Raw genomic sequence first — 26,338 nt, forward strand, 5'->3', positions numbered from 1 at the left:
TTAAAAGGTAAGTAATAAAGGAGAGGTGTTACGTTTTGGACAACAATATATTAAACCTTGAACAGGCTATTGATTTTTTAGGAGTCAGCGAAAAAACTTTAATCAAATTATTGCGTGAAGAACATGTTCCTGCCAGAAAAATCGGGCGTGAATGGCGCTTCAACAAACAAGCATTGATAAATTGGATTGCGTCTGGAGATTCTATGGATTACATCAATCAAAATGAACGATATATTGTTTCAGAGGATATTTCGGGTGAGTCTACTGCTCTCTTTGACAAAATTGATGAAACGCTGAAAACAGTGAAGGAGCATGGTTATAAAATAAAATCAATTCTGAAACAACTTGACAAAGATATAGAAGTTCCTGATAATTCCACGCTGCGTATCAGTTATAAACAGCAGAGAGAAGTTGAAAAACTGGAATTTAAAGTGTTCTGGGATTTGCGGGAAAATTCAAGGTTTGAATCCAATAAGAAATAATCTATATATCAAAAATTATAGATGTTGATTATTTTGTATAAGCAATAGGATAAGTAGAAAGAAGGAAATTCTAATGTGGGTATTATTTGCATTTGGTTCAGCATTTTTTGCTGGAATTACAGCTATTTTAGCTAAGATCGGAATAAAAAAAACAGATTCTAATCTGGCAACTGCAATCAGGACTATTGCTATATTAATTTTTTCATGGCTCATAGTTCTTATTGTTGGTTCCAAAAATACGATTTATCAAATAAGTGGACAAAGTTTACTTTTTTTGATATTGTCAGGACTGGCAACAGGAGCTTCATGGCTTTGTTATTTTAAGGCTCTTCAGCTTGGGAATGTAAATAAAGTAACACCAATAGATAAATCAAGTACAGTATTAACTATGATTTTAGCTTTTATCTTATTAGGGGAAAAGATTACTTGGATAAAATTCATTGGTATGTGTGCTATAGGAATAGGCACATATATGATGATAACTAAGAAGGAAGTGAAAAACAAAGAAATTGTAGATAGCAGATGGTTATTTTATGCTGCGCTGTCAGCGGTGTTTGCAAGTTTGACTTCAATTCTTGGAAAAGTGGGAATCAGTGGAGTTGAATCAAATTTAGGAACTGCAATCAGAACCATTGTTGTATTAATTATGGCGTGGGCAGTAGTTTTTGTTTCGAAAAAACAAAATGAAATTAAAAATATTGATAAAAGGAGCTGCTTGTTTATTTGTCTTTCAGGAATTACAACAGGAGCTTCGTGGCTTTGCTATTACAGAGCGCTGCAAAAAGGTCTTGCAAGCGTAGTTGTACCTATAGATAAATTGAGTATTGTTATTTCAATTGTATTTTCATATTTTATTTTAAAAGAAAAACTTACGAAAAGGTCATTTTGGGGATTAATAATAATTGTAATAGGTACTTTAGTACTATTGATAAAATAGTTTACATTTGTGAAGATAGATTTACATATCCTTTTGGTACAATAATTGAGATTTGTAGTATAATTATGTATTAGAAATGCTTAGGGTATAAATTTTAATAAAAATACTTATGGAAAAAGGTGATTACATGCTTAAGATAGGTTCACATGTTTCAATGAATGGAAAAGATATGCTTTTAGGTTCTGTAAAAGAAGCTCTTTCTTATGGTGCAAATACTTTTATGTTTTATACAGGAGCACCTCAAAATACTTCTAGAAAACCTTTAGAAAAGCTTAGAATTGATGAAGCAATAGAAAAGATGAATGAAAATGGTATTGATGAAATAGTAGTTCATGCTCCTTATATAATAAATATTGGAAATAGTATAAAGCCTGCTACTTTTGAACTTGGAGTGAATTTCTTAAGACAAGAAATAGAGAGGTCTTCTGCTATAAAAAAAGTAAAACAGCTTGTGCTGCATCCTGGTGCCCATGTAGGGGCAGGTACGGAAGTTGGAATAGCACAGATTGTAAATGGATTAAATGAAGTTATAACTGGAGATCAAACTGTACAGATAGCTCTTGAAACGATGGCAGGAAAGGGATCGGAATGTGGAAGAAATTTTGAGGAAATTGCAAAAATAATAGATGGAGTAAAATACAACGAAAAAATTACAGTTTGCCTTGACACCTGCCATATTAACGATGCCGGATATAATGTAGCAGAGGATTTTGACGGGATATTGAATGAGTTTGATCATATAGTAGGTATAGATAGATTAAAAGTAATTCACTTAAATGACAGTAAAAATCCTAAAGGGAGTAGAAAAGACAGGCATGAAATGATTGGATTTGGCAGCATTGGATTTGATGCACTTTCTTATGTAGCAAATCATGAAGATTTAAAAGATGTTCCTAAAATTTTAGAAACACCTTATTTAGCAAATACTGAAGGTGAAAAAAGACCTCCCTATAAATATGAAATCGCTATGCTTAAAGCTAAAAAGTTTAATGAAAATATTAAACAAGATATATTTACAAATTGATAATATAATTCTCCCCTAAATAAATTATCACATATATGGAAAAAATATATGTATTATATGTTATAATTTATATGTTACAATAATTTTATTATTTACCATTTTATATCATTTTTGTATATAAACTAAAGTATGGAAATATAAATTTAGGGGAGATATTTTATGAATGAAAAGAAAAGATTTAGTATTACAAGATATACTATTCTTATAGCAATTATGATAATTATTTTTTCCACAATAATCATAAGGCTTTTTTTTCTTCAAGTAGTGCAAGGCGCTGAGTACAAGGAAAAGGCAAGTAATAAATCTATAAAAGAAATTTCAGACATAGCTCCAAGAGGACAAATTTTGGATTCTAAGGGCAATATTTTAGCTGCCAGTACCCAGGGATACATGTTGATATATAATCAAACTGATAATCAGGATAAAGTTTTTTTTAGTACTATGAATAAGGTATTTAAAATATTGGATGACAGTGGCGAAAGTCAGCAGGATGATTTTGAACTAAAAGTGAATCCTTATAGATTTGAATTTAGAAGTGATGATGAGGATACAAGAAAAAATCTTGAAATCAAGTTCAAAAGAGATCGGGGATTAAATGAGGAATTAGAAAAAAATATCAAGAAAAAAAGCAAGAATATACCTGATGATGAACTTAAAGTGCAGGTTAATAAAGAACTTTTGAATATGTCTCCAGAGGATACCTTCAAAAAGCTTATGAAACGATATGGTATAAGTAATACTTATCCTCTAGAACAACAGAGAAGGCTCATGATTGTGAAAGACACCTTAAAAATGAATAGCTTTTCAGGGTATAAACCTGTTATTGTGGCTAGCAATATAAAAAAAGAAACTGCCTTTAAATTTTTGCAAATATTAAATGAACTCCCAGGAATGGATGTGACCACAGAACCTATAAGATCTTATCCAAATGGAGATTTAGGATCAAACTTTTTAGGGTATATATCAAAAATATCTTCTAGTTATGAAAGATATACAGAAAAAGGATATAATGTAAATAGTGATTACGTAGGGCAAGCAGGAATTGAAGGAGCTCTTGAAGACAGACTAAAAGGATCAAAGGGTGGAAGGATAGTAAAGCTAGATAAAAATGGAAAAATAACTGAAGAACTTGGAAAAAAGGAATCGTGTCCTGGACAGACAGTACAGCTTACTATAGATACAAATGTACAAAAAGCAGCAGAAAATTCCCTTGAAAGTACTTTGGCATATCTTAGGAGTAATCCTAATGAGCAGCAAGGATCAAATACTTCAAATGCCACAAGAGGAGAAGCTGTCGCAGTAAATGTAAATACGGGAGCAATAATAGCAATGGCTCAGGTACCCAGATATGATCCAAATTTGTTTACAGTACCAGGAAAATTGTCTTCAGAAATGTATGATGAATATTTTAACCCTAATTTAGAACAGTTTGGTAGAAAATATATTGAAACACGAGGAATTACAGCTAATTATCCAGGAGAAAGTGAGGATGAAGTACTAAATGAACTTTTCCCAATTGATAAGAGCATAAAGAATAATAGCACTATAAGAAAAGATGTATATGATATATATCCAAAACCTTTTTATAATTATGCTACTCAATCTCTTATTCCTCCAGGTTCTACTTTTAAACCCATAACTGCTATTGCAGGTCTTGAAACTGGAGTCATAACTCCAGATTTTACTGTAGATGATCAAGGAAAATTTGATCAGGGAGGAAAAATAGTAGAGTTTAAGTCGGATGGCCCTCAAGGAGTTGTAAATCTTATAAGTGCCATAGAGAAATCCAGTAACCCCTATTTCATGACAGTGGCAGAAAAGCTTAGAAATGCGTTGGGAGATAATATTCTGGCAAAATATGCATGGAAGTTTGGATTGGGTATAGATCCAAACAGCAGTGTTAAAGCTGCTACGGGAATAGAAATACCAGAAAAGTTTGGGCAGGTATATAATACTGTGTCGAATAAAACTGCTTATGCTAGTACTTATCTTTGGAAAACTATGTCTGTACTTAAAAATGGGCAAGATGACTACGGACACAAAATTGTTACAATAGATTTATATGATAACGATAATGATTCAAAAGAAACAACACAAATTAAAAATTATATTAAAAATCTTATAAAAGATTGTATAAAAAATGGAACTAGTTCTTTTGACAAATCAAAATATAAGGAATTATTTTCAGAACTTACATCAAAGGATGTTAATAATAAAAGGGATATAAGTGACAGCCAAATGAATAGTTTAATCAATGAAATATATAGTATTACTATTTCAGATGCCAATGCACAACTAAAAGTACCTGCAAATATAGAAGATGCTGCTATAGGTCAAGGATTAAATCAATTTACGCCTCTTCAAATAGTGAATTATGTTGCAACTCTTGCAAATGGAGGTACTAGATATAAACTCCACTTGGTAGATCAATATCTAGATACAGATGGCAAAGTAATTGAAAAAATCAAGCCAGAGGTTATGAAAAAAACTGGTGTCAGTGCTGCAAATTTGGAATCTGTCAAAGAAGGAATGAATGCCGTTAATGAAAATGGTACAGCAGCTCATGTATTTAACGGATTCCCAAAAAGTACAGCAGGTAAAACAGGTACTGCTCAAAGTCTTGGTAATCAAGAACAAGTTGGAAGAACGGACTATGCAGAGTATATAGGATTTGCTCCTAGTGATAAACCGGAAATAGCAGTATGTGTGGTTTTATTCGATGGTGGCCACGGAGGAGTTGGTGCAGCTTCTGTAGCTAAAGATATTTATTCTTCATACTTTAATATAAATAATAAAATTAAATGAATGTCTATTGTTGCAGTACTATATTCCATTGTTTGAATAGTGTACTTAAATGCTCCTTTAGGTTTAACAAAAATTTGTGAGTATTATCCTTTAGATAAGGAAAGTATATTAGTTATTAGAAGCTATTGAATTAGAGAAAATTAACTGTAATGAGCAAGTTTTTGATGAATGGTTAAGAGGAGATGTAGTGTAAATTGAGAGATGATTATAGGAATCTATTTAAATTCATAATAAAGGCATATTATAGTGGAAATTTTGAAGAAGAAGTGATGTCATTTTTATTAGAGTCTAAAATGGATAAACAGGAATTGTGTAAGATTATATCTACGTTGTGCGGCACTAATATAGATTATAGTTCCAATTTTATAGAAAATTTGAAAAAAGCAATAAAGTCTTATAAACAAGAAGGTAAAGTAGTCAATAAAGTTAGAGACTGTTCCATGGAATGTGTGGATGAAAAAGGTGAGATACTTTGTCAAAAAACATGTCCTTTTGATGCAATTTTTATAGACAATAAGAAAAATTGTGCTTACATAGATAAAGAAAAATGTACCGATTGTGGTTTTTGTGTAGATGTTTGTCCTACTGGGGGAATAATGGATAAAGTTCAGTTCATTCCTCTTGCTGATATTTTAAAAAGCAAATCTCCAGTTGTGGCTATAGTGGCTCCTGCCATAATAGGACAGTTTGGCGAAGATGTTACTATGGATCAACTTAGGACTGCTTTTAAAAAACTGGGATTTACTGATATGATTGAAGTGGCATTTTTTGCAGATATGCTTACTTTAAAGGAGTCTATTGAATTTGACAATCATGTAAAAGATGAAAAAGATTTTATGATAACCTCCTGCTGCTGCCCTATGTGGGTAGCTATGGTAAAAAAGGTATACAGTAATTTGGTTAAACACGTATCCCCCTCTGTATCTCCAATGGTTGCAGGAGGAAGAGTACTTAAAAAGTTAAACCCTTACTGCAAGGTAGTGTTTATAGGACCATGTATTGCTAAAAAATCTGAGGCAAAGGAAGAAGACATAAAAGGAGCAATAGATTTCGTACTTACTTTTGAAGAATTAAGAGATATATTTGATGCTTTTCATATAGTTCCATCTAAACTTGAAGGAGATTTTTCCTCTAAATATGCGTCTAGGGGTGGAAGATTATATGCTCGTACAGGGGGAGTTTCTATTGCAGTAAGCGAAGCTGTGGAAAGAATTTTCCCTGAAAAGCATAAACTATTTAGTGCAATTCAGGCAAATGGCATTAGAGAATGTAGAGAAATGCTTACCAAGGTGCAAAATGGAGAAATAAAAGCTAATTTTATTGAAGGAATGGGCTGCATTGGCGGATGTGTAGGTGGTCCCAAAGCAATTGTACTTAAGGATGAAGGTAGGGATCGAGTAAATAAATTTGCACAAGATTCTGAAATAAAAGTTGCTGTAGATAGTGAATGCATGCATGGAGTATTACATGCTTTGGATATACATTCTATAGATGATTTTAAGGATGAGAAAAAAATAGAACTGTTAGAACGAGAATTTTAATTTGAAATTATAAGAAGCAAATAAGTTGATTTATTTGCTTCTTAACAAATTATCTATACTATTAAAGTTATAACCCCTTTTATTAAGTACTTCTAGCATCTGGTGCAGTGGTGAATTGCTTGAATAAGTGTAAGTTGGGTATCCATTTTTCTCTGTTAAAAGATTTATATAGTCAAACTCAATGTATGGGTGGTAGAATAAACTTGCAACCGTATTGTCATTTATTTCCCTTATTTTATTCAACATATTTCTGCAATCACTTTTACCATCTACATATCCTAAGGGAGTTGGAATGTAAACAGCTTTTCTATGACTGTTTTCAAACTTTACAATATGTTTGGATTCTGTAAAACCTCCATTTATTGAATAAGGTTCATACATATAATTGAAGGACTTTTCTATTGCTGTCATTTGTTCGGGTAGTATGGCATAATGGGGTGCTTCAAAAAAATCACAATTTATATCCAATGCCTTTGCTGTCTCTATAGCCTTACTAATTCTATCCTTAGCATATTCAGCACTTGCTGGAATATTATCTTTTTTACTTCGGTGAAATTCTATTGCGTCAATGCTTTTTGTATTTCCATATTGATGAGTGTATCCATGAAGTCCTAAAATACCATTTTTATTTATCATGTAATCCAGTGTAAATACAAAGTCAGCATTAAACATATTATTTTTTTCCAATAAATTGTTGTCTATATTCATGGAAGGATCAACATATCTTGGAACCCAGGCAACGTAAAATATTGTTCCTTTAGCATATAAATAATCAGTTACTATCCGCAATTTTTCTAAGGTTTCATGGGAGTTGTAAAGTCCTCCTGCAGAAATGTCTTCTAATCTTAGTAAAGCTGCTTTCTTCTTTACAGGGGTAGTACTTAAGGTAACTATATCCTTATTTTTGTAAAAGCAAATTTCTGAACTTTTTTCATTCCAATAAGTTTTTAAGTTAAACATATTGGTAAAATCAAATAGGGATATATATAAAATGTTTTGTTTTAAAAATACTTTGTGTCTTAACTTATGTGTTGTTCCATTTATTTTATAAGTAGCCCTTTTAGTATCAATAAGAGAACGTGTTGAGAGAAAATTTAATTCAGCTTTCCCATGTTTTATTGAAAATTTTCCATCTAAATTAGATACTATTTCATTTACAGGTATGTAATATATGTTGCTTTTTACACCTATAGGTAAGTCAATCTTAATTTTTTTGTTTTCATAAACTAAGTTTATAGGTGCTTTTTTTAAGTCGAAGCTGTCTAATGAAAAATTTTTATAGCTGGAGCTGCCTTTTACATTAAAAATACTGCTTTTAAAAATTATCGCACCCAATAATGTAAAAACAGTAAGTGCAATTATAATTGTTAATATAATAAATTTACGGCTTCTAATAATATCACTTCTTTCAAAAATAATACTTTAATACTATTTATTATATTGCTTTTATAGAAATATATGTATTAAGTTAAATTTAACTTATATGGTGCAAATTACATAAGGATTAAATACAGGTCTATTTAGGTGAGTAAAATAATTTTATGTTATAATATAGTAAAATTTAGAGCTCATAGTAAATGTAAGTAAATGGTTAAAAAACATCATAAGTAGCCAATTATTTATGATGTTTTTGATGAAAGATGTGGAGGAGAATTAATGAGAATTTTACATACTTCTGATTGGCATTTGGGAAAAAATCTAGAGGGACATAGTCGTATGGATGAACAGGAGGCTTTCCTCAAAGATTTTGTACATATAGTTTCGGAGAACAATGTGGATTTAATAATTATTGCAGGAGACATTTATGATAGTCCTAATCCACCTGCAAGAGCGGAAAAAATGTTTTATGATACGCTAAAAAAACTGTCTTCAAATGGGGAGAGAGTTACTTTGGTTATAGCAGGTAATCATGATAATCCTGACAGGTTAGTAGCAGCAGGACCTTTAGCTAGAGATCATGGAATTATAATGGTGGGTACACCAAAATCTGTAGTGCCTATAGGAAATTATGGTAGACATACAGTTGTGAGTTCAGGAGAAGGATTTATTGAAATTCATATAAATGAAGAAAAAGCTGTCATACTTACAGTTCCTTTTCCAAGTGAAAAGAGGCTAAATGAAGTTTTGTATGGAGATATGGATGAGGAAGAGGAAAGGGCTAAGTCTTATGGTGATAGAATAAAGGCATTGTTTAGTAAATTAAGTGAAAATTATAGAGAGGATACTATAAATATAGTAGTATCTCATTTATTTACTATGGGTAGTGAAGAATCAGGCTCAGAGAGAAATGCCCAGCTTGGAGGAAGCTTTATAGTAGATTCAAGCTGTTTTCCTCAAAATGCCCAGTATATTGCACTTGGTCACGTACATAAACCTCAAATAGTACCAGCTACGGAAAAGAGGGCTAGGTATTCGGGATCTCCTTTAGAATACAATAAAAAGGAAATTAATTTTAAAAAGAAATGCTTTATTATAGATGTAAAAGCAGGAGAAAAGTGTATAGTAAAGGATATAGAATTTAAAACATATAAGCCCATAGAGGTGTGGAAATGTAAAAGTATTCAGGATGCAATAGAAAAATGTGAAGAAAATAAAGATAGGAATTGTTGGGTTTATTTGGAGATAACTACGGACAGGTATATAAGAGAAGATGAAATAAAAATAATGAAAACTACTAAGAAAGATATAATTGAAATTATGCCTAAAATAGTTGAAAAAAGCAATGACAATTTTGATATAAATAGTTTTTCGCAGAAATCCTTTAAGGATATTTTTAAAGAGTTTTATTTAAAAGAGAGAAAAGTAGAACCTCAGGAAGAATTAGTTAATATGTTATTGTCTGTTATGGAAGGTGACGAAAACAATGAAGCCAATTAGACTTAAAATAAAAGGATTAAATAGTTTTATAGAATCACAATGTATAGATTTTGGAAAATTAACCCAAAGAGGTTTGTTTGGAATATTTGGACCTACTGGAAGTGGAAAATCGACCATACTTGATGGCATGACTCTGGCCTTATATGGTGAAACATCCAGAAAAAGTTCAAATTATATTAATATAAATTGTAATACTTTAAGTGTTAGTTTTGAATTCCAGATATCTGGAAGAAATATAAAAAAATATAGAGTTGAGAGAGAATTTAAAAGAGACAATAAAACAGGCAGCCCTAGAAGTAAGTTAGCTAAAATAGTGGATGTTACAGATGATGTGGAAAAGATATTAGAAGAAGGGGCTAGAAATGTAACTGAAAAATGTGAGGATATTATTGGGCTTAGGTTAGAGGATTTTACAAGGACTGTAGTTTTGCCCCAGGGGAAATTTAATGAATTTTTAAGGCTTGAGGGAAAAGACAGAAGAAATATGCTTGAAAGACTTTTTAACCTTCAAGAATATGGTTATGAGCTTTCTGAAAAATTGTCAAAGAAGATTGGCAGGGAAAAAAATAAGGCAAATTTAGTTGAAGGCGAGTTAAAGGGATATGAAAATATAAATGAGAAAGTTTTGGAAGAGAAGAAAAAGGCACTTTGCGAATTAAATAAAAATTATGATAAGTGTCAAAGTGAACTAGTTAATTCGCAAAATGAATTTAACGATGGAAAAGAACTGTGGAATCTTCAAGAAGAGTTAAAACATCAAGTTATAGAGCAGGAGAAACTTAAGAAAAGTGAAGTATACATAAATGAAATCCAGCAAAAAGTTTTATTAGGGGAAAGTGCAGCAAAAGTAAAACCTTATATTGATGAATATGAAAATACGATCTCAAAAATTAGAAGTATAGAAAAAGAACTTTTGATTTTAAATGATACTATGAAATCTATAAAAAATAATAAAGATGAAATAGAAAATAAATTAGAGAATGCCAAAAATAAAAGAAATAATGAATTGCCTGATTTAAAAATAAAGGAACAAAAGGCTATTGAGGCAATAGAAGAAAAGTCAGTTTTGAATATGTTACTTCATGATAAAGAAAAATTAGAAAAAAATATTGCGGTTTTAAAACAAGATTTGCAAACTAATGGTAGGAATATAGAAAAAAGTGAGGTAGACATTAGTAGGATAAACTGTCAGATAAAAGATAGTGAAAATAAAATGCAGGCTTTGAAAATCCCAGAAGAGTATAAGAAAAAGATTAATGAAGGCATAGTGATTCTGAACAACCTTGAAAGTATTGGTGAACAGAAAAAAAGTGCAGTTAGGGATATAGAAAGCTTGAAATCAAATATTGAAACTGAAGAAAAGAAAAGTGAAATACTAGCTAAAAAAAATAATGAAAAATCTAATTTATTAGAAGACAATAATAAGTTATTGAATAATTTAATAGAGAACTGTCCTGGTGATCAAAACTTACTTTTAGCTTTGCAGAAAAATTTAACAGATGCAAGAGACAAATGGAGTAAATATTATGAATATGAAGGTGATTTGCGTAGCAGCACTACTTTAATAGAAAAGCTTAAAATTGAGCTTCAAGACAAGAAAAGTGAAAAAGGTAATTTGGAAAATGAAATTGAAGAAATAGATAAAAAAGTAAAAAAGATTGAAACTGAAAATTTGGCACATACTTTGAGGAAATCTTTAGTAGAAGGAGAGCCTTGTCCTGTATGTGGATCAGTTCATCATGTTGTACAAAATGTTATAATTTTAGATTCAAGTAATTTGAAAGAGCTAAAACTTGATTTGGATGCAAAAATTCAAAGAAGTAATAAACTAAATAATGAAATAGTGAAAATAGATACGAATATTAAAGTACAAAAAGAAAACACAGCAGACAGACAGAAAAAGATAAAAGAATTAGGTGAGAATTTTAAAGCATTTCCTTTAAAAGATGTTGAAAGTAAGTTTAATAATTTAAAGAAAGCTGTGGATGAATTCAATAATAAAAAAATAACTCTGGAAAATAAGATTAAAATTTTAAATCAAGATAAAAATGTCATAGAAATTGAATACAGTAAATCAGTTACGAGAAAGGTAGAAAACAGTTCTCAGCTTCAAAAGTTACAGGAAAGTTTTCAGAAAATAGACCAGAAGTGTGCAAAAGTAAATAGTGAATATGAATCATTAAAACAAGAACTTGGTATCTGTAATTTTAAAGAAAAGAATGAGGAAATCCTTGAAAAGGAGAAAAGTAAAACATTACTTGAAAATATTATAAAAAATCTAAGAAAAGATTTAGAAATTGAGCAAAGAAAAAAAGAGAGTTTAAATGAAAAATTAATGACTTTACGGACACAGTTAAGCAAAAATAGTGCTACCTTTGTAGAAAAAAATAAAAGCATAGTAGAAAAAGAAAATAGTATAAAAGATAAAGCCTGTGGTAGGGAAGACTTAGAAAATTTAAAAAGAGAGATATTAGGTAACATAAAAAAAATAGAGTATGAATATGAGGAAACAGAAAAAAACAGTAAAAAAATAGAAAAGCAGTACAATGAATGCAGCAGCAGCATAATAGCAGCTCAGAAAAATTTAGTTAGCTTAAATGAGAGATGTGCAGATGACCTGGAAAATCTAAGGAAGGCCTTATCAGAAGAAAAAATTGAAAATATAGTTGAGGCTAAAAATAACTATATGTCTAAGGATAAAATTGAGGAACTTAAGATTAAAATAGAACAATATAGAAATGCAAGTGTTAAAATAATTGGTACTATAGAAAACCTTAATACAAAAATAGGTGACAGGAGTTTAAGTGAAGACAGATGGATTGAAATACAAAGTACTAGAGATAAAAATACTGAAACTTTAGAAAAGTTGAAAAAAGACAAAATAGAGCTTGAAAGGGAAGTCAAGGATATAGACGAAAAAATAGGTCAGCTTACAAAACTTTTAAATAAAAAACAGAAACTAGAATATGAGTTAAGTCTTTTAGATGATCTGGATAAACTGTTCAAAGGGAAAAAGTTTGTGGAATTTGTAGCCCAGAATCAGTTGAAATATATATCCATAGAAGCAGACAAGAGGCTAAAGGAGATTACTTGTGGAAATTATGGATTGGAAGTTGATAAGGATGGCAGATTCATCATAAGGGATTATAAAAATGGTGGAGCACAAAGAGATGCATCTACTTTATCTGGGGGAGAGACTTTTGTAACATCACTGGCACTAGCACTAGCACTATCCGCCCAAATACAATTAAAGGGAAGTGCGCCGCTAGAACTATTCTTCCTGGATGAAGGTTTTGGAACTCTTGATGATAACCTCCTGGAAGTGGTTATGGATTCACTGGAGAAAATTCATAATGATAGGCTGTCCATAGGTATAATAAGTCATCTTGAATCAATTAAAGATAGGATGCCTGTAAAGCTTATAGTTGCTCCTGCAGAGGCAGGAATGGGTGGAAGTAAAGTTAAAATAGAAATAAATTAATTATGAAATCATTGGAATTTTTTATTGACATTGATTTAAACTTATAGTAAACTCGTGTTTAAAGATAAAAGCAATGACAGGACTAGTAGATATGTTAAATATTTTAAAGAGAGTGGGGTAAGGTGAAATCTCATAAATATACATATCTAAGATCATCCTGGAGCTGTAGGCTGAATATATTGTAAGCTGATCCGGCTTGTATAGGCCGTTATATGAATCAAGTAAAAATTGGGTGGTACCGCGACAGACTTTTTCGCCCCAGCGAAAGAGAGCTGTTTTTTTTATACACCAAAAGTATAGGCTAAAGGTGTAGTAGATATTGCTTTATTTGTAACCTTTACATTGATAACGCGGTGAAGCTTTACCCGATATGAGTGTGACAGCATACCAGTTAATTTAAAAAAATTTACAGAAGGGATGGAGACTTGGTAATGAATATTGTAGTTTTAATTAAACAGGTTCCTGATATGGAAAAAGTAAAATTTGATAGAGAAAAGGGAGTAGTGGATCGTAAATCTGCAGGTGTAGAGATTAATCCATTTGATCTAAATGCACTGGAAGCAGCAGTGCAAATAAGTGAAAAAATTGATGCTAAGGTTACAGTAGTCAGCATGGGACCCCCAAGTGCAGATCAGGCATTGAGGGAATGCATTGCAAGAGGTGCTAATGAAGGAATTCTTATAAGCGATGTAAAATTTGGAGGGTCAGATACTAAGGCTACATCATCTATACTTGCAAGTGCAATAAAAAAAATAGGCAGCTGTGATTTGGTGATTGCTGGGGAAAAAACTGTGGATGGAGATACAGGTCAGGTTGGACCTGAAGTTGCAGAATTTTTGGATATACCTCATGCAAGTTATGTAAGTAAGATTACAGATGCAAGTGATGATAAAGTTGAAGTTTGTTCTGAAATATGGGAAGGAACTTATTTAAAAAGTGTAAAGTTACCAGCTTTAATTACAGTTACTAAAGATATAAATGAACCAAGGCTTCCGAGCTTTAAAAATAAAATGAAAGCTAGAAAGGCAGAAATACAGACTTTAAAATTTGAAGATTTAAAGGAATATACAGATGCTGATAAAGTTGGCTTTAAAGGATCACCTACAAAGGTTAAAAAGATAGAAGTACCAAAAATACAGAAAAGACAAGGAAAAATTTATAGAAAAGGGGATGCAGCTAAGGCAGAAGATGAACTTGTAGATATATTTAGAAAAAAGAAAATTTTGGAGGCATAATGATATGGAAAAGGAATATAATGGAGTTTTAGTATTTGCAGAACAGAAAAAAGGGGAAATCCATAAAGTAAGTTATGAACTTCTTGGAAAAGCTAGGGAACTTGCGGGTAAATTAGATATACCTGTGTACAGTGCACTTTTAGGGCCTTGTGGTATTAAAGCTGAGGAACTTATATACAGGGGTGCAGATAAGGTATTTTATGTTGAAGATGATATATTTAATGCACCGGAAGAGACAGTTTATAAAACTAATCTAGAAAGTTTGATTAAGAAAGTTAAACCTGAAATTTGTTTAATAGGCGCAACAAGTCTTGGGAGATCACTGGCACCTAGACTTGCAGCTTCTCTTGAAACAGGGCTTACGGCAGATTGTACAGGCCTTGAAATAGATGAAGATGGAAAACTTATACAAATAAGGCCTGCCTTTAGTGAGAATATATTGGCACATATAAAGTCAGACACATATCCACAGATGTCTACAGTAAGATATAAGGAATTTAATGAAAGCAAGAGAGATGAAAATAGAAAAGGTGAAATTGTAAAAGTAGATGCAGTTAAGCTTGAAAATGAACTTGTAAAAGTTATAAAAGAATTGAAATCTCAGGAAGTAAACATCTCTGATGCAAGTGTTGTAGTTGCAGCAGGCAAAGGATTAAAGAAGGCAGAAGATATGGCTATGATAAAAGAACTTGCTGACTTACTTTCTGGGGTAGTAGGAGCTAGCAGGGAGATAGTTGATGATGGCTTCATATCTAAGGACTTCCAGGTAGGATACAGTGGAAACAGGGTAAAACCTAAATTATATATAGCTTGTGGAATTTCAGGGGCTCCACAGCATTTGGCAGGAATGAAGGAATCAGACTTTATTGTTGCAATTAATACGGATCCATCAGCTCCAATATTTAATGTAGCTGACTATGGAATAGTAGATGATATGTACAAGGTAGTACCTGATTTAATTAGTAAAATAAAGCAGGGAAGTTTAGAAACTGTAAGCTGTTAAAATAAAAAAAGGGGGCATTAAAAATGAATACTGATTTAATAAAAAATTCACCAGAAAAAGTAGTTGAAAGTTTAAGAAAAGTTGTAGGAGATGATTGGGTTACTAACGATTTATCTCAAATGCAGGGTTATCTTTATGATGAGACTGAAACATTACTTCGTCCAGAAGCATGTAAAGATTGTGTGGTAGTTAAACCAGCTTCACCTGAGGAAATATCAGAAGTGTTAAAGTATGCAAATAAAGAAGTATTGCCTGTAATCGTTAGGGGCGGCGGTACAGGAGTAGTTGCTGGAGCAATACCAACACAGCCAAGCATTATTTTATCCTTGGAGAGATTAAACAAGGTTGTTGAATTTGACGAAAAGAATCTTATGATTACTTTAGAATCTGGAGCAACATTATCTCAACTACTTGAAGAACTAAATAAGAACGGTAAATTATTTTTTCCTGTACATCCGGGAGATGAAGGTGCACAAGTGGGAGGCATGGTTGCAGCAAATGCAGGTGGTACGAGGGCTGTAAAGCATGGAATTATGAGAAATCATGTTAAAGCATTGGAAGTAGTCCTTGCCACAGGAGAAATAATTACTTTAGGTGGCAAATTGCTAAAAAATAACATGGGTTATGATCTGCTTCAACTTATGATAGGAAGTGAAGGAACCCTTGGTATTATTACAAAAGTAACACTCAGGTTATATGCAAGAAGTAAATGCAATGGAACATTACTGGTTTCATTTAACAGCCAGAGAGAGGCCTGTGATGCAGTGCCTGAAATACTGCAAGAGGGAATAACACCTCTTGCCATTGAATACATGGATAGAGTAATATCTGAAAAAGCAGCAGAGCAGCTTGGAACTACCTGGCCTGCAGCTAAAGGTTCTGTAGATTTGATGTTCATATTGGATGAATGCAGTGAAGATGATTTGTATTCTAATAGTGAAAAAGTTGTAAAAATATGTGAAAAACATGGTTCTGTAGATAGCATTGTAGCGGAAACTGAAAAGGATCAGAGTCATCTTTTACAGATAAGAAGCAATGCATATGGTCCTTATAAAGATAATATAGCAGATATTATGGATGTAGCTGTACCACCATCTTCTGTACCTGATTTCTTTGATGATGTAAAAAGATTGACTAAAGAGTATGGCAATGAAATTGTATCTCTTGGCCATATAGGAGATGGAAATATTCATAACTTTATCATGGGTGACAATGGCAAACTCCCTACTAATTATGAGCAGCTTAAAGAAGAGATATACAAGACTGCAATAAAGTATGGTGGAACAATAACAGCAGAGCATGGTACAGGAAAGACTAGAAAGAAGCATATGCCCCTTCAATTTAGTCAGGTTGAAATAAATATTATGGAGAATATCAAAAGAGCTTTTGACCCAAATAGTATTTTAAGTCCTGGAAATATAGTAGATTAGAGGTTATATCAAATTCTAATCCTAATAAGAGTCTGTGTTAGCTCATTATGTGCTGTGAGTAGCACAGGCTTTTTGAATATTAAATTTCCAGTATAACGTTGAAAAAGGAGATGTGTGTAGTATGAAAAGCATAAAAAATATATCTGCCATTGGATTAGGAGCTATTGGATGTGCCTACACCAGTAAATTATATGATTTTAATCCAGAAGGAATAAAGTTTATAGCTGGAGAAGAAAGAGCTGAAAGGTACAAAAAAAGTGGATTTATAATTAACGGGAAAAAGTATAATTTTACGTATATAGATCCAAAGGAAAAATGCCAGCCAGCAGATTTGATTATTGTCTCTGTAAAGTCAAATCAATTAACTCAGGCTATTTGCGATATGAGAAACCATGTAGGAGAAAATACTATCATAATTTCTCTCATGAATGGCATTACTAGTGAGGAAATTATAGGAAAAGAATATGGAATGGATAAGATGCTGTATGCCTTATGCATTGGCATTGATGGAAATCGTAAGGAAAACAATATCAGTTTTTCTAATATTGGAAACATAACCTTTGGAGAAAAGGTAAATAAAGTTTATTCAGAAAAAGTACAAAAAGTAAAGACTCTCTTTGATAATGCAAAAATTCCTTATAAAATTCCAGAAGACATGATGCGTGCTCTGTGGTATAAATTTATGGTAAATGTAGGTATAAATCAGACTTCAGCAGTTCTTAGGGCAACTTATGGTGTATTTCAAACTAAAAATGAGGCTAAAGAACTTATGGAATCTGCAATGTGGGAAGTGGTAAAATTATCACAAAAAGTAGGGGTTAATCTAAGTAAAAATGATATAGAAGAATGGCATAAGGTGTTAAATACTTTAGGACATGACAGCAGGACTTCAATGTGCCAGGATATTGTATATGGCAGAAAAACTGAAGTTGATATATTCGCAGGTACTGTTTGTAAGTTAGGAGAGAAATATGGTGTAGACACTCCTGTTAACAGGACACTTCTAAATATAATAAAGATAATTGAATAGGTAAATTTTATACCCTTTTAAGGGTATATTTTTTTACGCTTTTTTAAAAAATGGGTAAATATTATCATTATAGCATTGTTATACCAATTAGTTTATTGTAAAATAGAATAAGATTGAGTTTAAAGTAAAATTCATTGAAGTTTAGGGGAAATTGAGGGGGTTTTAGTGTGAATAAAAGTCCTGTAACTGTTTTAAAAGAAAAATGTACAGGTTGTAATAAGTGTATAAGAACTTGTCCTATTCTTGGTGCAAATGTTACAGCAACTGAAAATGGTGTAAGTAAGGTTTACATAGATGAGGAAAGATGTATTGGATGCGGTGAATGTGTAAAGGTTTGCGAACATGGGGCTAGAGACTTTAACGATAGTACACAAGACTTTTTTAAGGATTTGAAAAAAGGCAAAAAAATAACAGTAATAGCTGCACCATCTATTATAGTTAATATTAAAAATTACAAGAAATTTTTTGGATATCTTAAATCTTTGGGAGTATCTATAATTTATGATGTTTCTTTCGGTGCAGATATTACTACCTGGGCTTATCTAAAAGCAATGAAGGAGAAAAATATTTCTTCTTTAATATCACAGCCCTGTCCTATCGTGGTTAATTATATTGAAAAATATAAGCCTGAATTAATAGAATATTTAGCGCCTATACACAGTCCTATGATGTGTACTGCTGTTTATCTGAAAAAATATAAGCATATATGTGAAGATATAGCTTTTCTGTCACCTTGTATTGGCAAGCTAATTGAAATCAATGATAAGAATACAGATGGGTATGTGAAATATAATGTAACGTACAAAAAGATTTTAGATTATTTGAGAGATAATAATGTGAATTTGAACAATTACGATGAAGTTGAATTTGATAATGTTCCTGCTTCTTTGGGGGTTGTTTATAGTTTACCAGGTGGATTAAAAGCAAATGTAAAAGCTAGAACTGAAGAACTACATGTTCTTCAGATAGAAGGACACAAAGAGGCAATTGAGTACTTGAATAAGTATTCTGATAGAGTTAAAGCTAATAAACTTATACCTAGTTTACTTGATATTTTAAATTGCAAAAATGGATGTAATATAGGTACAGCTTCCTTAGACAATTTAACGGAATATGATATTCAATATAGGTTTCATGATATAAAGGTGGAAAAGTTAAGAGAAAAAACTGGCTTGTTTAAGAAAAAAATCAAATCAATAGACGAGTACTTTGATAAAAATCTTAATTTAAACGATTTTGTAAGAAAGTATACTGCACAGAAGGTTAAAAAAATAATTGAACCTACCCAAAAAGATTATGACAACATATTTGATGAGATGATGAAAACTACAACATTGGGAAAAGAATTCAATTGTTCCGCTTGTGGATACAGCACTTGCAAAGAAATGGTAAAGATGATTTTTAACGGCATAAATTCTAAGGAAAATTGTATTTATTATGTGAAGAAAAAAATCAATATGGAATATAGCGAACTGGAAGAAAAAAATGAAGAGGTCAAAGAGTCTATAAACAAAATAACTGTACTAGCTGAGGAAAGACAACGAAAATCAGATGAAATAATTAAATTTGCAAATACTCTATTGGCAGCTATAAATGAAGTAAGTAAAGGGAATGAGGAAAGCGCATCTGCAATTCAAGATATAGTAGAAGAATTAAAGTCAATAATGGATATATCAAGTAAGTTAAAGGAAAACATTCATCAGATAAATGAAAAGTTAGACAAATTCACGGATTCATCAGATAGTATTGTGGCTATTTCAGAGCAGACTAATTTACTTTCGCTAAATGCCGCAATAGAAGCAGCACGGGCAAATGAACATGGAAAAGGTTTTGCAGTAGTAGCAGATGAAGTAAAGAAGCTAGCAGAGCAATCTAAAACTACCGCACAATCTACTAAAAACGAAGAAAATGAAATGATGCAATCTATTTTAAAGGTTATTGAAGTATCTGATTTACTTCAGAACAAAATGGATAATATAAATAACGATATATTAACTATATCGGAAACTATCCAAGAGATAAGTGCTAAGAGTCAGGAGATAGTTTCTAGCTCTGAAAAGTTAATAAACAGTGAGTCACATTAATTTAATTGAAGCCATCGTAAAAACTGAGTTATACCATATATAACTCAGTTTTTTACTGACTAAATTAGGAAGTATAAGACAAGTGAGTTGACCTTAATTGAAAAAGGATATATTATGTAATATGACGTTTATGATATTACTGAAAAATTTTATATTAATAACTATACTTACGTGTACCACAGCTGCAATTTTGGACAAAAGCTGTCATCTTTTGCATTAGCGGATGCACTTGGTAAATTTAAAGATGAAGATGGTGGGATGAACAGATGGTAGTATTAAATGCAATTGGAAGTGTGCTTAGCATAGTAATTATGATATGTACAGGATATGTGCTTACAAAATTTAAATGGCTTAATGAGAACATATCAAAAGTATTTTCAAAATTAGTGTGCAATGTAGCCCTTCCTTGCCTTATGATTTCTAATTTAATGGGCAATTTTACAAGAGATAAATTGGATCATATAGGGAAAGGACTTATTATACCAGTTTTATCTATGGCTATAGGTTATATACTAGCTATATTGATTTCTAAGATCATAAAGGTGAAAAAGGAGAGAACTGGTACATTTCGGTCTATGTTTTTTGTATCTAACTCCATATTTATTGGACTCCCTATAAATTTGGCATTGTTTGGTTCAAAAAGTGTTCCTTATGTGCTTTTATACTATATAGCAAATACTACTTTTTTTTGGACAATAGGTGCTTATGGAATAAGCTCAGATGGACAAGCTGATAAAAAAACAAGTATTTTTTCAAAGAAAACTTTAAATAGAATATTTTCTCCTCCACTTATGGGATTTATAATAGCAATGATATTTATATTTTGTGGAATAAAACTTCCTAAGTTTGTTATGGATACCTGTAAATACTTTGGAGATATGACGACTCCACTTTCTATGTTGTTTATAGGGATAACAATTTACTATGTGGATATAAAGAAAATTAAGATGAGTAAAGATATATTTTTTGTTCTAATAGGAAGGTTCATTATATCGCCAGTTTTAATAATATTTCTGGCAGGTTTCTTCCCTATACCTGAGCTCATGAAAAAAGTGTTTATAATACAAGCTGCTATGCCAGTAATGACAAATACTTCTATAGTGGCAAAGGCATATGGTGCTGACTATGAATATGCAGCAGTGGTTACATCATTGACAACGGCCTTAAGTTTACTAGTTATTCCTATATATATGGCTATAATATAGTTGAGAGTTAGTATTTACTCTCAACTTTTCACTTAACTATGATACACTTATTTCTAAAATTAATAAAATTATACACTACTAAATAATAAAGTAAACACGTAAAAACAAATTAAAATACAATTGCAGTTTTATAGTTATGGGATAATCGAATAAAAAAGATAAAATATGAAAATACATTAGTATTAAATTTTAATATTTAAATTACATACACACACTAAATTTTTCGATAAAATAAATTTAAAAACAAATAAACTTAAAATAGAGTATAAAAAAAACAGACATACACCCCAATGGGGCGAAGGTCTGTCGCTGTACCACCCAAATTATTACTCGTATATATAACGGCTGTGCCGGCATAACTTACTTTATATAAAGTTCAGTCTGCAACTTAGGAGTGATTTTCAACAACTGTAGCTTATGGGTTCCCACCAAATCCCCATTCTCTGAAAGCATATTTTTGTTTACTCTTCTCCGTCATCGTTTTTTTATTTGCACTAACTATACTATAAAAAAATATGTATGTCAACAATTTTTTTGAAATATATAATTAACTCTATAAAGAAATCCTAAATAAAAAATCAAGGTACAATTCAAATATTTTTACAATCTTCAGCTCGGTTAAATATTTTGATAAGCCTAAGCAATAAATTCTAAAAAGCTAAAAGTTTAAATTGAGTATTTGCTTTTATAAAATTATGAAAAATATTTTTTACGGTAATATAATGTAAGAAAAACATAATGCAATAAAAAAATAAAAAAAATTTTAAAAAAACTATTGACATTATTCTCATAAGGTATTATTATCGTCACATACACTAAATATTGATAAAGTAAATTTCAAAAACAAATAAATTTTTCAAAGTGATTTAAAACCAATTAGGTTTATTTTAGTTTTAATAAAATAAATGATATTTATTAGTCATATCCATGGGGGTTATTTCTAATTGATATTTTGAATTGGTACAATTGTAGAGTACAAAGACAATGATAGGGAAGAGTAAATAGGAAGTATTTTTTAGAGAGTGAGATTTTGGTGAAAACTCATAAATATGACTATTGAAGGTAGCCTTGGAGTCGTGAGCTGAAACTAAGTAGGCTTTACCGGTAAAACCGTTATTACTTTGAGTAAAAAATTGGGTGGTACCGCGCGACCAAACTTCTCGCCCCAAGCAGAGAATGTTGGTTGTTTTTTTATACAAAAAATTAGTGGTAATTGCTCAAATGCTGGTTCTTAAAATTGAAATAAATTATTTTACAATTAAATAATTTATAAAATATGGAATATATGCACTTGCAATAGTCATAAAATTCTTAATTATGCGAATTGAAAATCATTTTTCTAAGTATCAAGTAATATATTATTTAAATATTTAAAGTATTAAAAAGTTCAATATATATAAAAATAGTATAAATAAATTATTCAGGAGGAAAGTATTATGGAAAAATTAAAAGTTTATTATGATGAGGATGCAGATTTAAATCTCTTGAAAGGAAAGAAGATAGCTATACTTGGCTTTGGAAGTCAGGGACATGCACATGCTTTGAATTTAAAAGAAAGCGGACTCGATGTAATAGTCGGTTTATATAAAGGCAGTAAATCATGGAAAAAGGCTGAAGATTATGGATTTAAGGTATATGAAATAGCTGAAGCTGTTAAACAAGCAGATATTATAACAGTACTTCTACCAGATGAAAAACAAAAACAAATTTATGATGAGAGCATAAAAGATAATTTATCAGAAGGAAATGCATTGTTCTTTGCACATGGATTCAACATTCATTTTAATCAGATAGTACCACCTAAGTTTGTAGATGTTTTGATGATTGCACCTAAAGGACCAGGACATATAGTTAGAAGAGAATATACATTAGGCAATGGAGTTCCATGTCTTTATGCAGTATATCAAGATTACAGTGGAAAAGGAAAAGAAATTGCTTTAGCTTATGGAAAAGGAATTGGTGGAACTAGAGCAGGAGTTATGACTACAACATTTAAAGTTGAAACTGAAACTGATTTATTCGGTGAACAAGTAGTACTTTGTGGAGGAGTTGCAGAACTTATCAAAGCTGGTTTTGATACATTAGTTGAAGCTGGATATGCTCCTGAAAATGCATATTTTGAATGTCTACATGAGATGAAGTTAATAGTTGACTTGATATATGAAGGTGGATTAGCTAGAATGAGATATTCTGTAAGTGATACTGCTGAATATGGAGATTATAAGATAGGTAAGAGAATAATCAATGACAATACAAGAGCTGAGATGAAGAAAGTTCTTACAGAGATCCAAGATGGAACATTTGCAAGAGAATGGCTTCTTGAGAACCAAACTGGAAGACCAGGATTTACAGCAAGAAGAAGAATGGAAAAAGATGCTCCAATAGAAAAGGTTGGTAAAGAACTTAGATCAATGATGTCATGGATCAATGAAAATCCTGATAATGAGTAATTAAAAAGTAGAATGTTCCAACTAAGTAAGATTCATTGATTAAATTGGGGTAATATTTTAACAGTATATCAATAAGAAAATACTTATGAATAACGCTTATGAATAAGGGGGCTTATCATTTAGCGGATGACTTAAATTTACAGGAGAAGTAGGGGAGGTACTTTTCCCCACTAATTCCTGTAATGTAAATATCTATCTTTTTAGGGGCAAAATAATTATAGGTAGATATTACTTGTAAATAAAAAAGGGCTTATAAATATAAATTTTTTTATAAAATGTGCGAAAATTATTACGAAATTATATATAGGTATTATAAAAACTATGATGGAGAAGAGTAAATAGTGGAGTATTTTTAGAGAATTGGGATAAGGTGAAAACCCATGAATACGAAACTTTTGAAAATCACTCCTAAGTTACAAGCTGAAATTAGTAAGCTGTGTCGGTATTACCGTTATTAGAATTAGAAAAAAGTTGGGTGGTACCGCAAAGCTTCTTGCCCTAGGCAGGCGGTTATTTTTTTACAAAAAATTTCCAGATTTAAGGAGGATACTAAAAATGAAAAGTGATTCAGTAAAAAAGGGGATTAAGGCAGCTCCAGCAAGAGCACTTATGTATGGAATGGGATATACAAAAGAGGAAATTGAAAGACCTCTTATAGGAATAGTAAATTCACAAAACGAAATAGTTGCAGGTCACATGCATTTAGATGAAATAGCAAAAGCTGCAAAACTTGGAGTAGCAATGTCTGGGGGTACTCCTATAGAGTTTCCTGCTATTGCAGTTTGCGATGGAATTGCAATGGGTCATGTTGGAATGAAGTATTCTCTTGCTTCAAGAGAACTAATAGCAGATTCAATTGAAGCTATGGCAACAGCTCATGGTTTTGACGGATTGGTACTCATACCTAACTGTGACAAAATTGTACCTGGAATGCTTATGGCAGCTGCAAGACTTAATATACCAGCTGTTGTAGTAAGTGGAGGACCTATGAGGGCAGGTAAGCTAAATAACAAAGCACTTGATTTTAGCACTTGTATTGAAAAGGTGGCAGCTTGCAGCGATGGAAAAGTAACAGAGGAAGAACTTGAAGAAGAAGCTAAGAGAGCTTGTCCTGGATGTGGTTCCTGCTCAGGATTATTTACAGCAAACAGTATGAACAGTCTTACAGAAGTACTTGGAATGGGTTTACCTCTAAATGGAAGTGCCCTTGCACAAACTGGTGAGAGAAATCAGCTGGCAAAATACGCAGGAATGTATGTAATGGATTGTGTAAAGAACGATAGACGACCAAGAGATATACTAACTTTAGATGCATTTAAAAATGCTATAACAGTAGATATGGCTATGGCAGGATCTACAAATACAGTACTTCATCTTCCAGCAATTGCTCATGAGGCAGGTATAGAACTTAATTTGGATTTATTTCATGAAATAAGTAAACACACGCCTTGTCTTACAAAATTAAGTCCAAGTGGCAAGCATCATATGGAAGATCTTCATCTGGCAGGGGGAATACCAGCTCTTATGAATGAACTTTCTAAGAAAGGTCTTATAAATGAAGATGCACTTACTGTTACTGGAAAAACTGTAGGTGAAACTATAAAGGATTTTAAAGTGCTTGATTATGAAGTTATAAGAAGTGTAGACAATGCTTACAGCAGTGAAGGTGGAATAGCAATACTTAGAGGAAACCTGGCACCAGATGGAGCTGTAGTTAAAGAATCTGCAGTTTCAAAAGAAATGATGGTACATGAAGGACCAGCTAGGGTATATAATTCTGAAGAAGCAGCAGTTAAGGCTATATTTGGCAATGAAATAAATAAAGGCGATGTAATTGTAATAAGATATGAAGGACCAAAAGGCGGACCTGGAATGAGAGAAATGCTTTCACCAACTTCTGCTATAGCAGGTATGGGTTTAGATAAAGATGTAGCACTTTTAACAGATGGAAGATTCTCAGGAGCTACAAGAGGGGCATCTATAGGCCATGTGTCACCAGAAGCTATGGAAGGTGGACTAATAGGACTTGTAGAAGAAGGAGATACTATATTTGTAGATATTACAAATAAAAAATTAGAGCTAAAAGTAAGTGAGGAAGAACTTGAAAAGAGAAGAAAGAACTATGTAAAGCCTGAACCTAAGATAAAAACAGGATATTTATCAAGATATGCAAAATTGGTTACTTCTGCAAATACAGGTGCAGTTCTTAAATAATTGGAGTTTCTTAATGTACTTTTAATTTGTAAATATACTCAACTTTCAACTAAAAATATTTCATATATGTGAAAGTTGAGTAAATATATTATTTAATAAAAATTCAGAATAAACTATTGACATTTAAGTTGTTTTATAGTAACATATACTCATATTTAAATAATAAAAGCTTTGACAGGGACTATTAAATATGATGTATATTTTAAAGCGAGTGGGATCTGGTGTAAACCCATAAATATTTCATATTGAAACTCACCCTTGAGCTGTAAGCTGAAATTATAGTAAGCTGTGCCGGTGTGAATCGTTATTGAATTAAGTAATAAAATTGGGTGGTACCGCGAACAGACTTCTCGCCTCAAGAGAAAGGCTGTTTTTTTGTGCTAATTTTTAACCTAAAATTACCTATATTAATTACTTTGAATTATAAATATTTAGTGTGTATCAAGTTTAAATTTGATTTAAGTAATTTAATTTTTAGAAACTATTTATAAATGTAAATTAGAAAGTATAAAATACGTATTAATATATGAAAGCTTTGAA

The 26,338-nt window shown here is 31.5% G+C and carries 16 protein-coding genes and 6 other annotated features (1 of these 22 cut by a window edge); of the genes, 15 read left to right on the plus strand and 1 reads right to left on the minus strand.

Annotation, left to right across the window (positions count from 1 at the left end; all coding sequences use genetic code 11):
- The first annotated feature begins 35 nt into the window (after positions 1 to 35).
- From CLAU_RS00505 to CLAU_RS00525, 5 genes are all read left to right on the plus strand, one after another.
- The gene (locus tag CLAU_RS00505) at positions 36 to 482 is read left to right on the plus strand and encodes a helix-turn-helix domain-containing protein (RefSeq protein WP_023161678.1); all 447 of its coding nucleotides are present in this window, start codon (positions 36 to 38) and stop codon (positions 480 to 482) included.
- Between the two features lie 73 nt (positions 483 to 555).
- Positions 556 to 1,419 (plus strand): EamA family transporter, encoded by an 864-nt coding sequence (locus tag CLAU_RS00510; RefSeq protein ID WP_013238680.1) that lies wholly within the window; start codon positions 556 to 558, stop codon positions 1,417 to 1,419.
- Positions 1,420 to 1,546: 127 nt separating this feature from the next.
- The gene (locus CLAU_RS00515; RefSeq protein WP_013238681.1) at positions 1,547 to 2,443 is read left to right on the plus strand and encodes a deoxyribonuclease IV; all 897 of its coding nucleotides are present in this window, start codon (positions 1,547 to 1,549) and stop codon (positions 2,441 to 2,443) included.
- Between the two features lie 159 nt (positions 2,444 to 2,602).
- Positions 2,603 to 5,248: a penicillin-binding transpeptidase domain-containing protein gene (locus tag CLAU_RS00520; RefSeq protein ID WP_013238682.1), complete on the plus strand. Its 2,646-nt coding sequence runs from the start codon at positions 2,603 to 2,605 to the stop codon at positions 5,246 to 5,248.
- Positions 5,249 to 5,442: 194 nt separating this feature from the next.
- Positions 5,443 to 6,789, plus strand: a complete 1,347-nt coding sequence (locus tag CLAU_RS00525; RefSeq protein ID WP_013238683.1) for a [Fe-Fe] hydrogenase large subunit C-terminal domain-containing protein — start codon at positions 5,443 to 5,445, stop codon at positions 6,787 to 6,789.
- Between the two features lie 30 nt (positions 6,790 to 6,819).
- Here CLAU_RS00525 and CLAU_RS00530 read toward each other — a convergent pair whose 3' ends face one another.
- The gene (locus tag CLAU_RS00530) at positions 6,820 to 8,124 is read right to left on the minus strand and encodes a DUF2334 domain-containing protein (RefSeq protein WP_023161679.1); all 1,305 of its coding nucleotides are present in this window, start codon (positions 8,122 to 8,124) and stop codon (positions 6,820 to 6,822) included.
- A gap of 321 nt (positions 8,125 to 8,445) precedes the next feature.
- Between CLAU_RS00530 and CLAU_RS00535 the strand changes: the two genes are divergently transcribed.
- The 10 genes from CLAU_RS00535 (at position 8,446) to ilvD (ending at position 25,798) form a co-directional block, all read left to right on the plus strand.
- A complete protein-coding gene (locus tag CLAU_RS00535; protein WP_023161680.1) occupies positions 8,446 to 9,666 on the plus strand; it encodes an exonuclease SbcCD subunit D in 1,221 nt (406 codons plus the stop codon).
- A complete protein-coding gene (locus CLAU_RS00540; protein WP_029170102.1) occupies positions 9,653 to 13,147 on the plus strand; it encodes an AAA family ATPase in 3,495 nt (1,164 codons plus the stop codon). Before CLAU_RS00535 ends, CLAU_RS00540 begins: the two co-directional genes overlap by 14 nt.
- A 64-nt stretch (positions 13,148 to 13,211) precedes the next feature.
- Positions 13,212 to 13,411: a binding site (T-box leader), on the plus strand.
- A gap of 167 nt (positions 13,412 to 13,578) precedes the next feature.
- Positions 13,579 to 14,382: an electron transfer flavoprotein subunit beta/FixA family protein gene (locus CLAU_RS00545; protein ID WP_013238687.1), complete on the plus strand. Its 804-nt coding sequence runs from the start codon at positions 13,579 to 13,581 to the stop codon at positions 14,380 to 14,382.
- 4 nt (positions 14,383 to 14,386) lie between these two features.
- Complete coding sequence (locus tag CLAU_RS00550; protein WP_013238688.1) at positions 14,387 to 15,385, plus strand: electron transfer flavoprotein subunit alpha/FixB family protein; 999 nt, start codon at positions 14,387 to 14,389, stop codon at positions 15,383 to 15,385.
- A 23-nt stretch (positions 15,386 to 15,408) separates the two neighbouring features.
- Positions 15,409 to 16,815 carry an FAD-binding oxidoreductase gene (locus CLAU_RS00555; protein WP_023161683.1) on the plus strand — a complete coding sequence of 469 codons (1,407 nt, stop codon included), beginning with the start codon at positions 15,409 to 15,411 and terminating at the stop codon, positions 16,813 to 16,815.
- Positions 16,816 to 16,936: 121 nt separating this feature from the next.
- Positions 16,937 to 17,845, plus strand: a complete 909-nt coding sequence (locus CLAU_RS00560; protein ID WP_023161684.1) for a ketopantoate reductase family protein — start codon at positions 16,937 to 16,939, stop codon at positions 17,843 to 17,845.
- Positions 17,846 to 18,012: 167 nt separating this feature from the next.
- Positions 18,013 to 19,929 (plus strand): [Fe-Fe] hydrogenase large subunit C-terminal domain-containing protein, encoded by a 1,917-nt coding sequence (locus CLAU_RS00565; RefSeq protein ID WP_013238691.1) that lies wholly within the window; start codon positions 18,013 to 18,015, stop codon positions 19,927 to 19,929.
- 266 nt (positions 19,930 to 20,195) lie between these two features.
- Positions 20,196 to 21,134, plus strand: a complete 939-nt coding sequence (locus CLAU_RS00570; protein WP_013238692.1) for an AEC family transporter — start codon at positions 20,196 to 20,198, stop codon at positions 21,132 to 21,134.
- A 288-nt stretch (positions 21,135 to 21,422) separates the two neighbouring features.
- Positions 21,423 to 21,621: a binding site (T-box leader), on the minus strand.
- 488 nt (positions 21,622 to 22,109) lie between these two features.
- Positions 22,110 to 22,305: a binding site (T-box leader), on the plus strand.
- A 265-nt stretch (positions 22,306 to 22,570) separates the two neighbouring features.
- The gene (ilvC, locus tag CLAU_RS00575) at positions 22,571 to 23,584 is read left to right on the plus strand and encodes a ketol-acid reductoisomerase (RefSeq protein WP_013238693.1); all 1,014 of its coding nucleotides are present in this window, start codon (positions 22,571 to 22,573) and stop codon (positions 23,582 to 23,584) included.
- 312 nt (positions 23,585 to 23,896) lie between these two features.
- Positions 23,897 to 24,088, plus strand: a binding site (T-box leader).
- A gap of 51 nt (positions 24,089 to 24,139) precedes the next feature.
- Entirely contained in the window at positions 24,140 to 25,798 is a 1,659-nt protein-coding gene (ilvD, locus tag CLAU_RS00580; protein ID WP_013238694.1) for a dihydroxy-acid dehydratase, read from the plus strand.
- A 162-nt stretch (positions 25,799 to 25,960) separates the two neighbouring features.
- Positions 25,961 to 26,159, plus strand: a binding site (T-box leader).
- A gap of 165 nt (positions 26,160 to 26,324) precedes the next feature.
- Positions 26,325 to 26,338 (plus strand) — a binding site (T-box leader); it runs 183 nt beyond the window's last position.

It is taken from the genome of Clostridium autoethanogenum DSM 10061 (genome assembly GCF_001484725.1).
Classification (GTDB): domain Bacteria; phylum Bacillota; class Clostridia; order Clostridiales; family Clostridiaceae; genus Clostridium_B; species Clostridium_B ljungdahlii.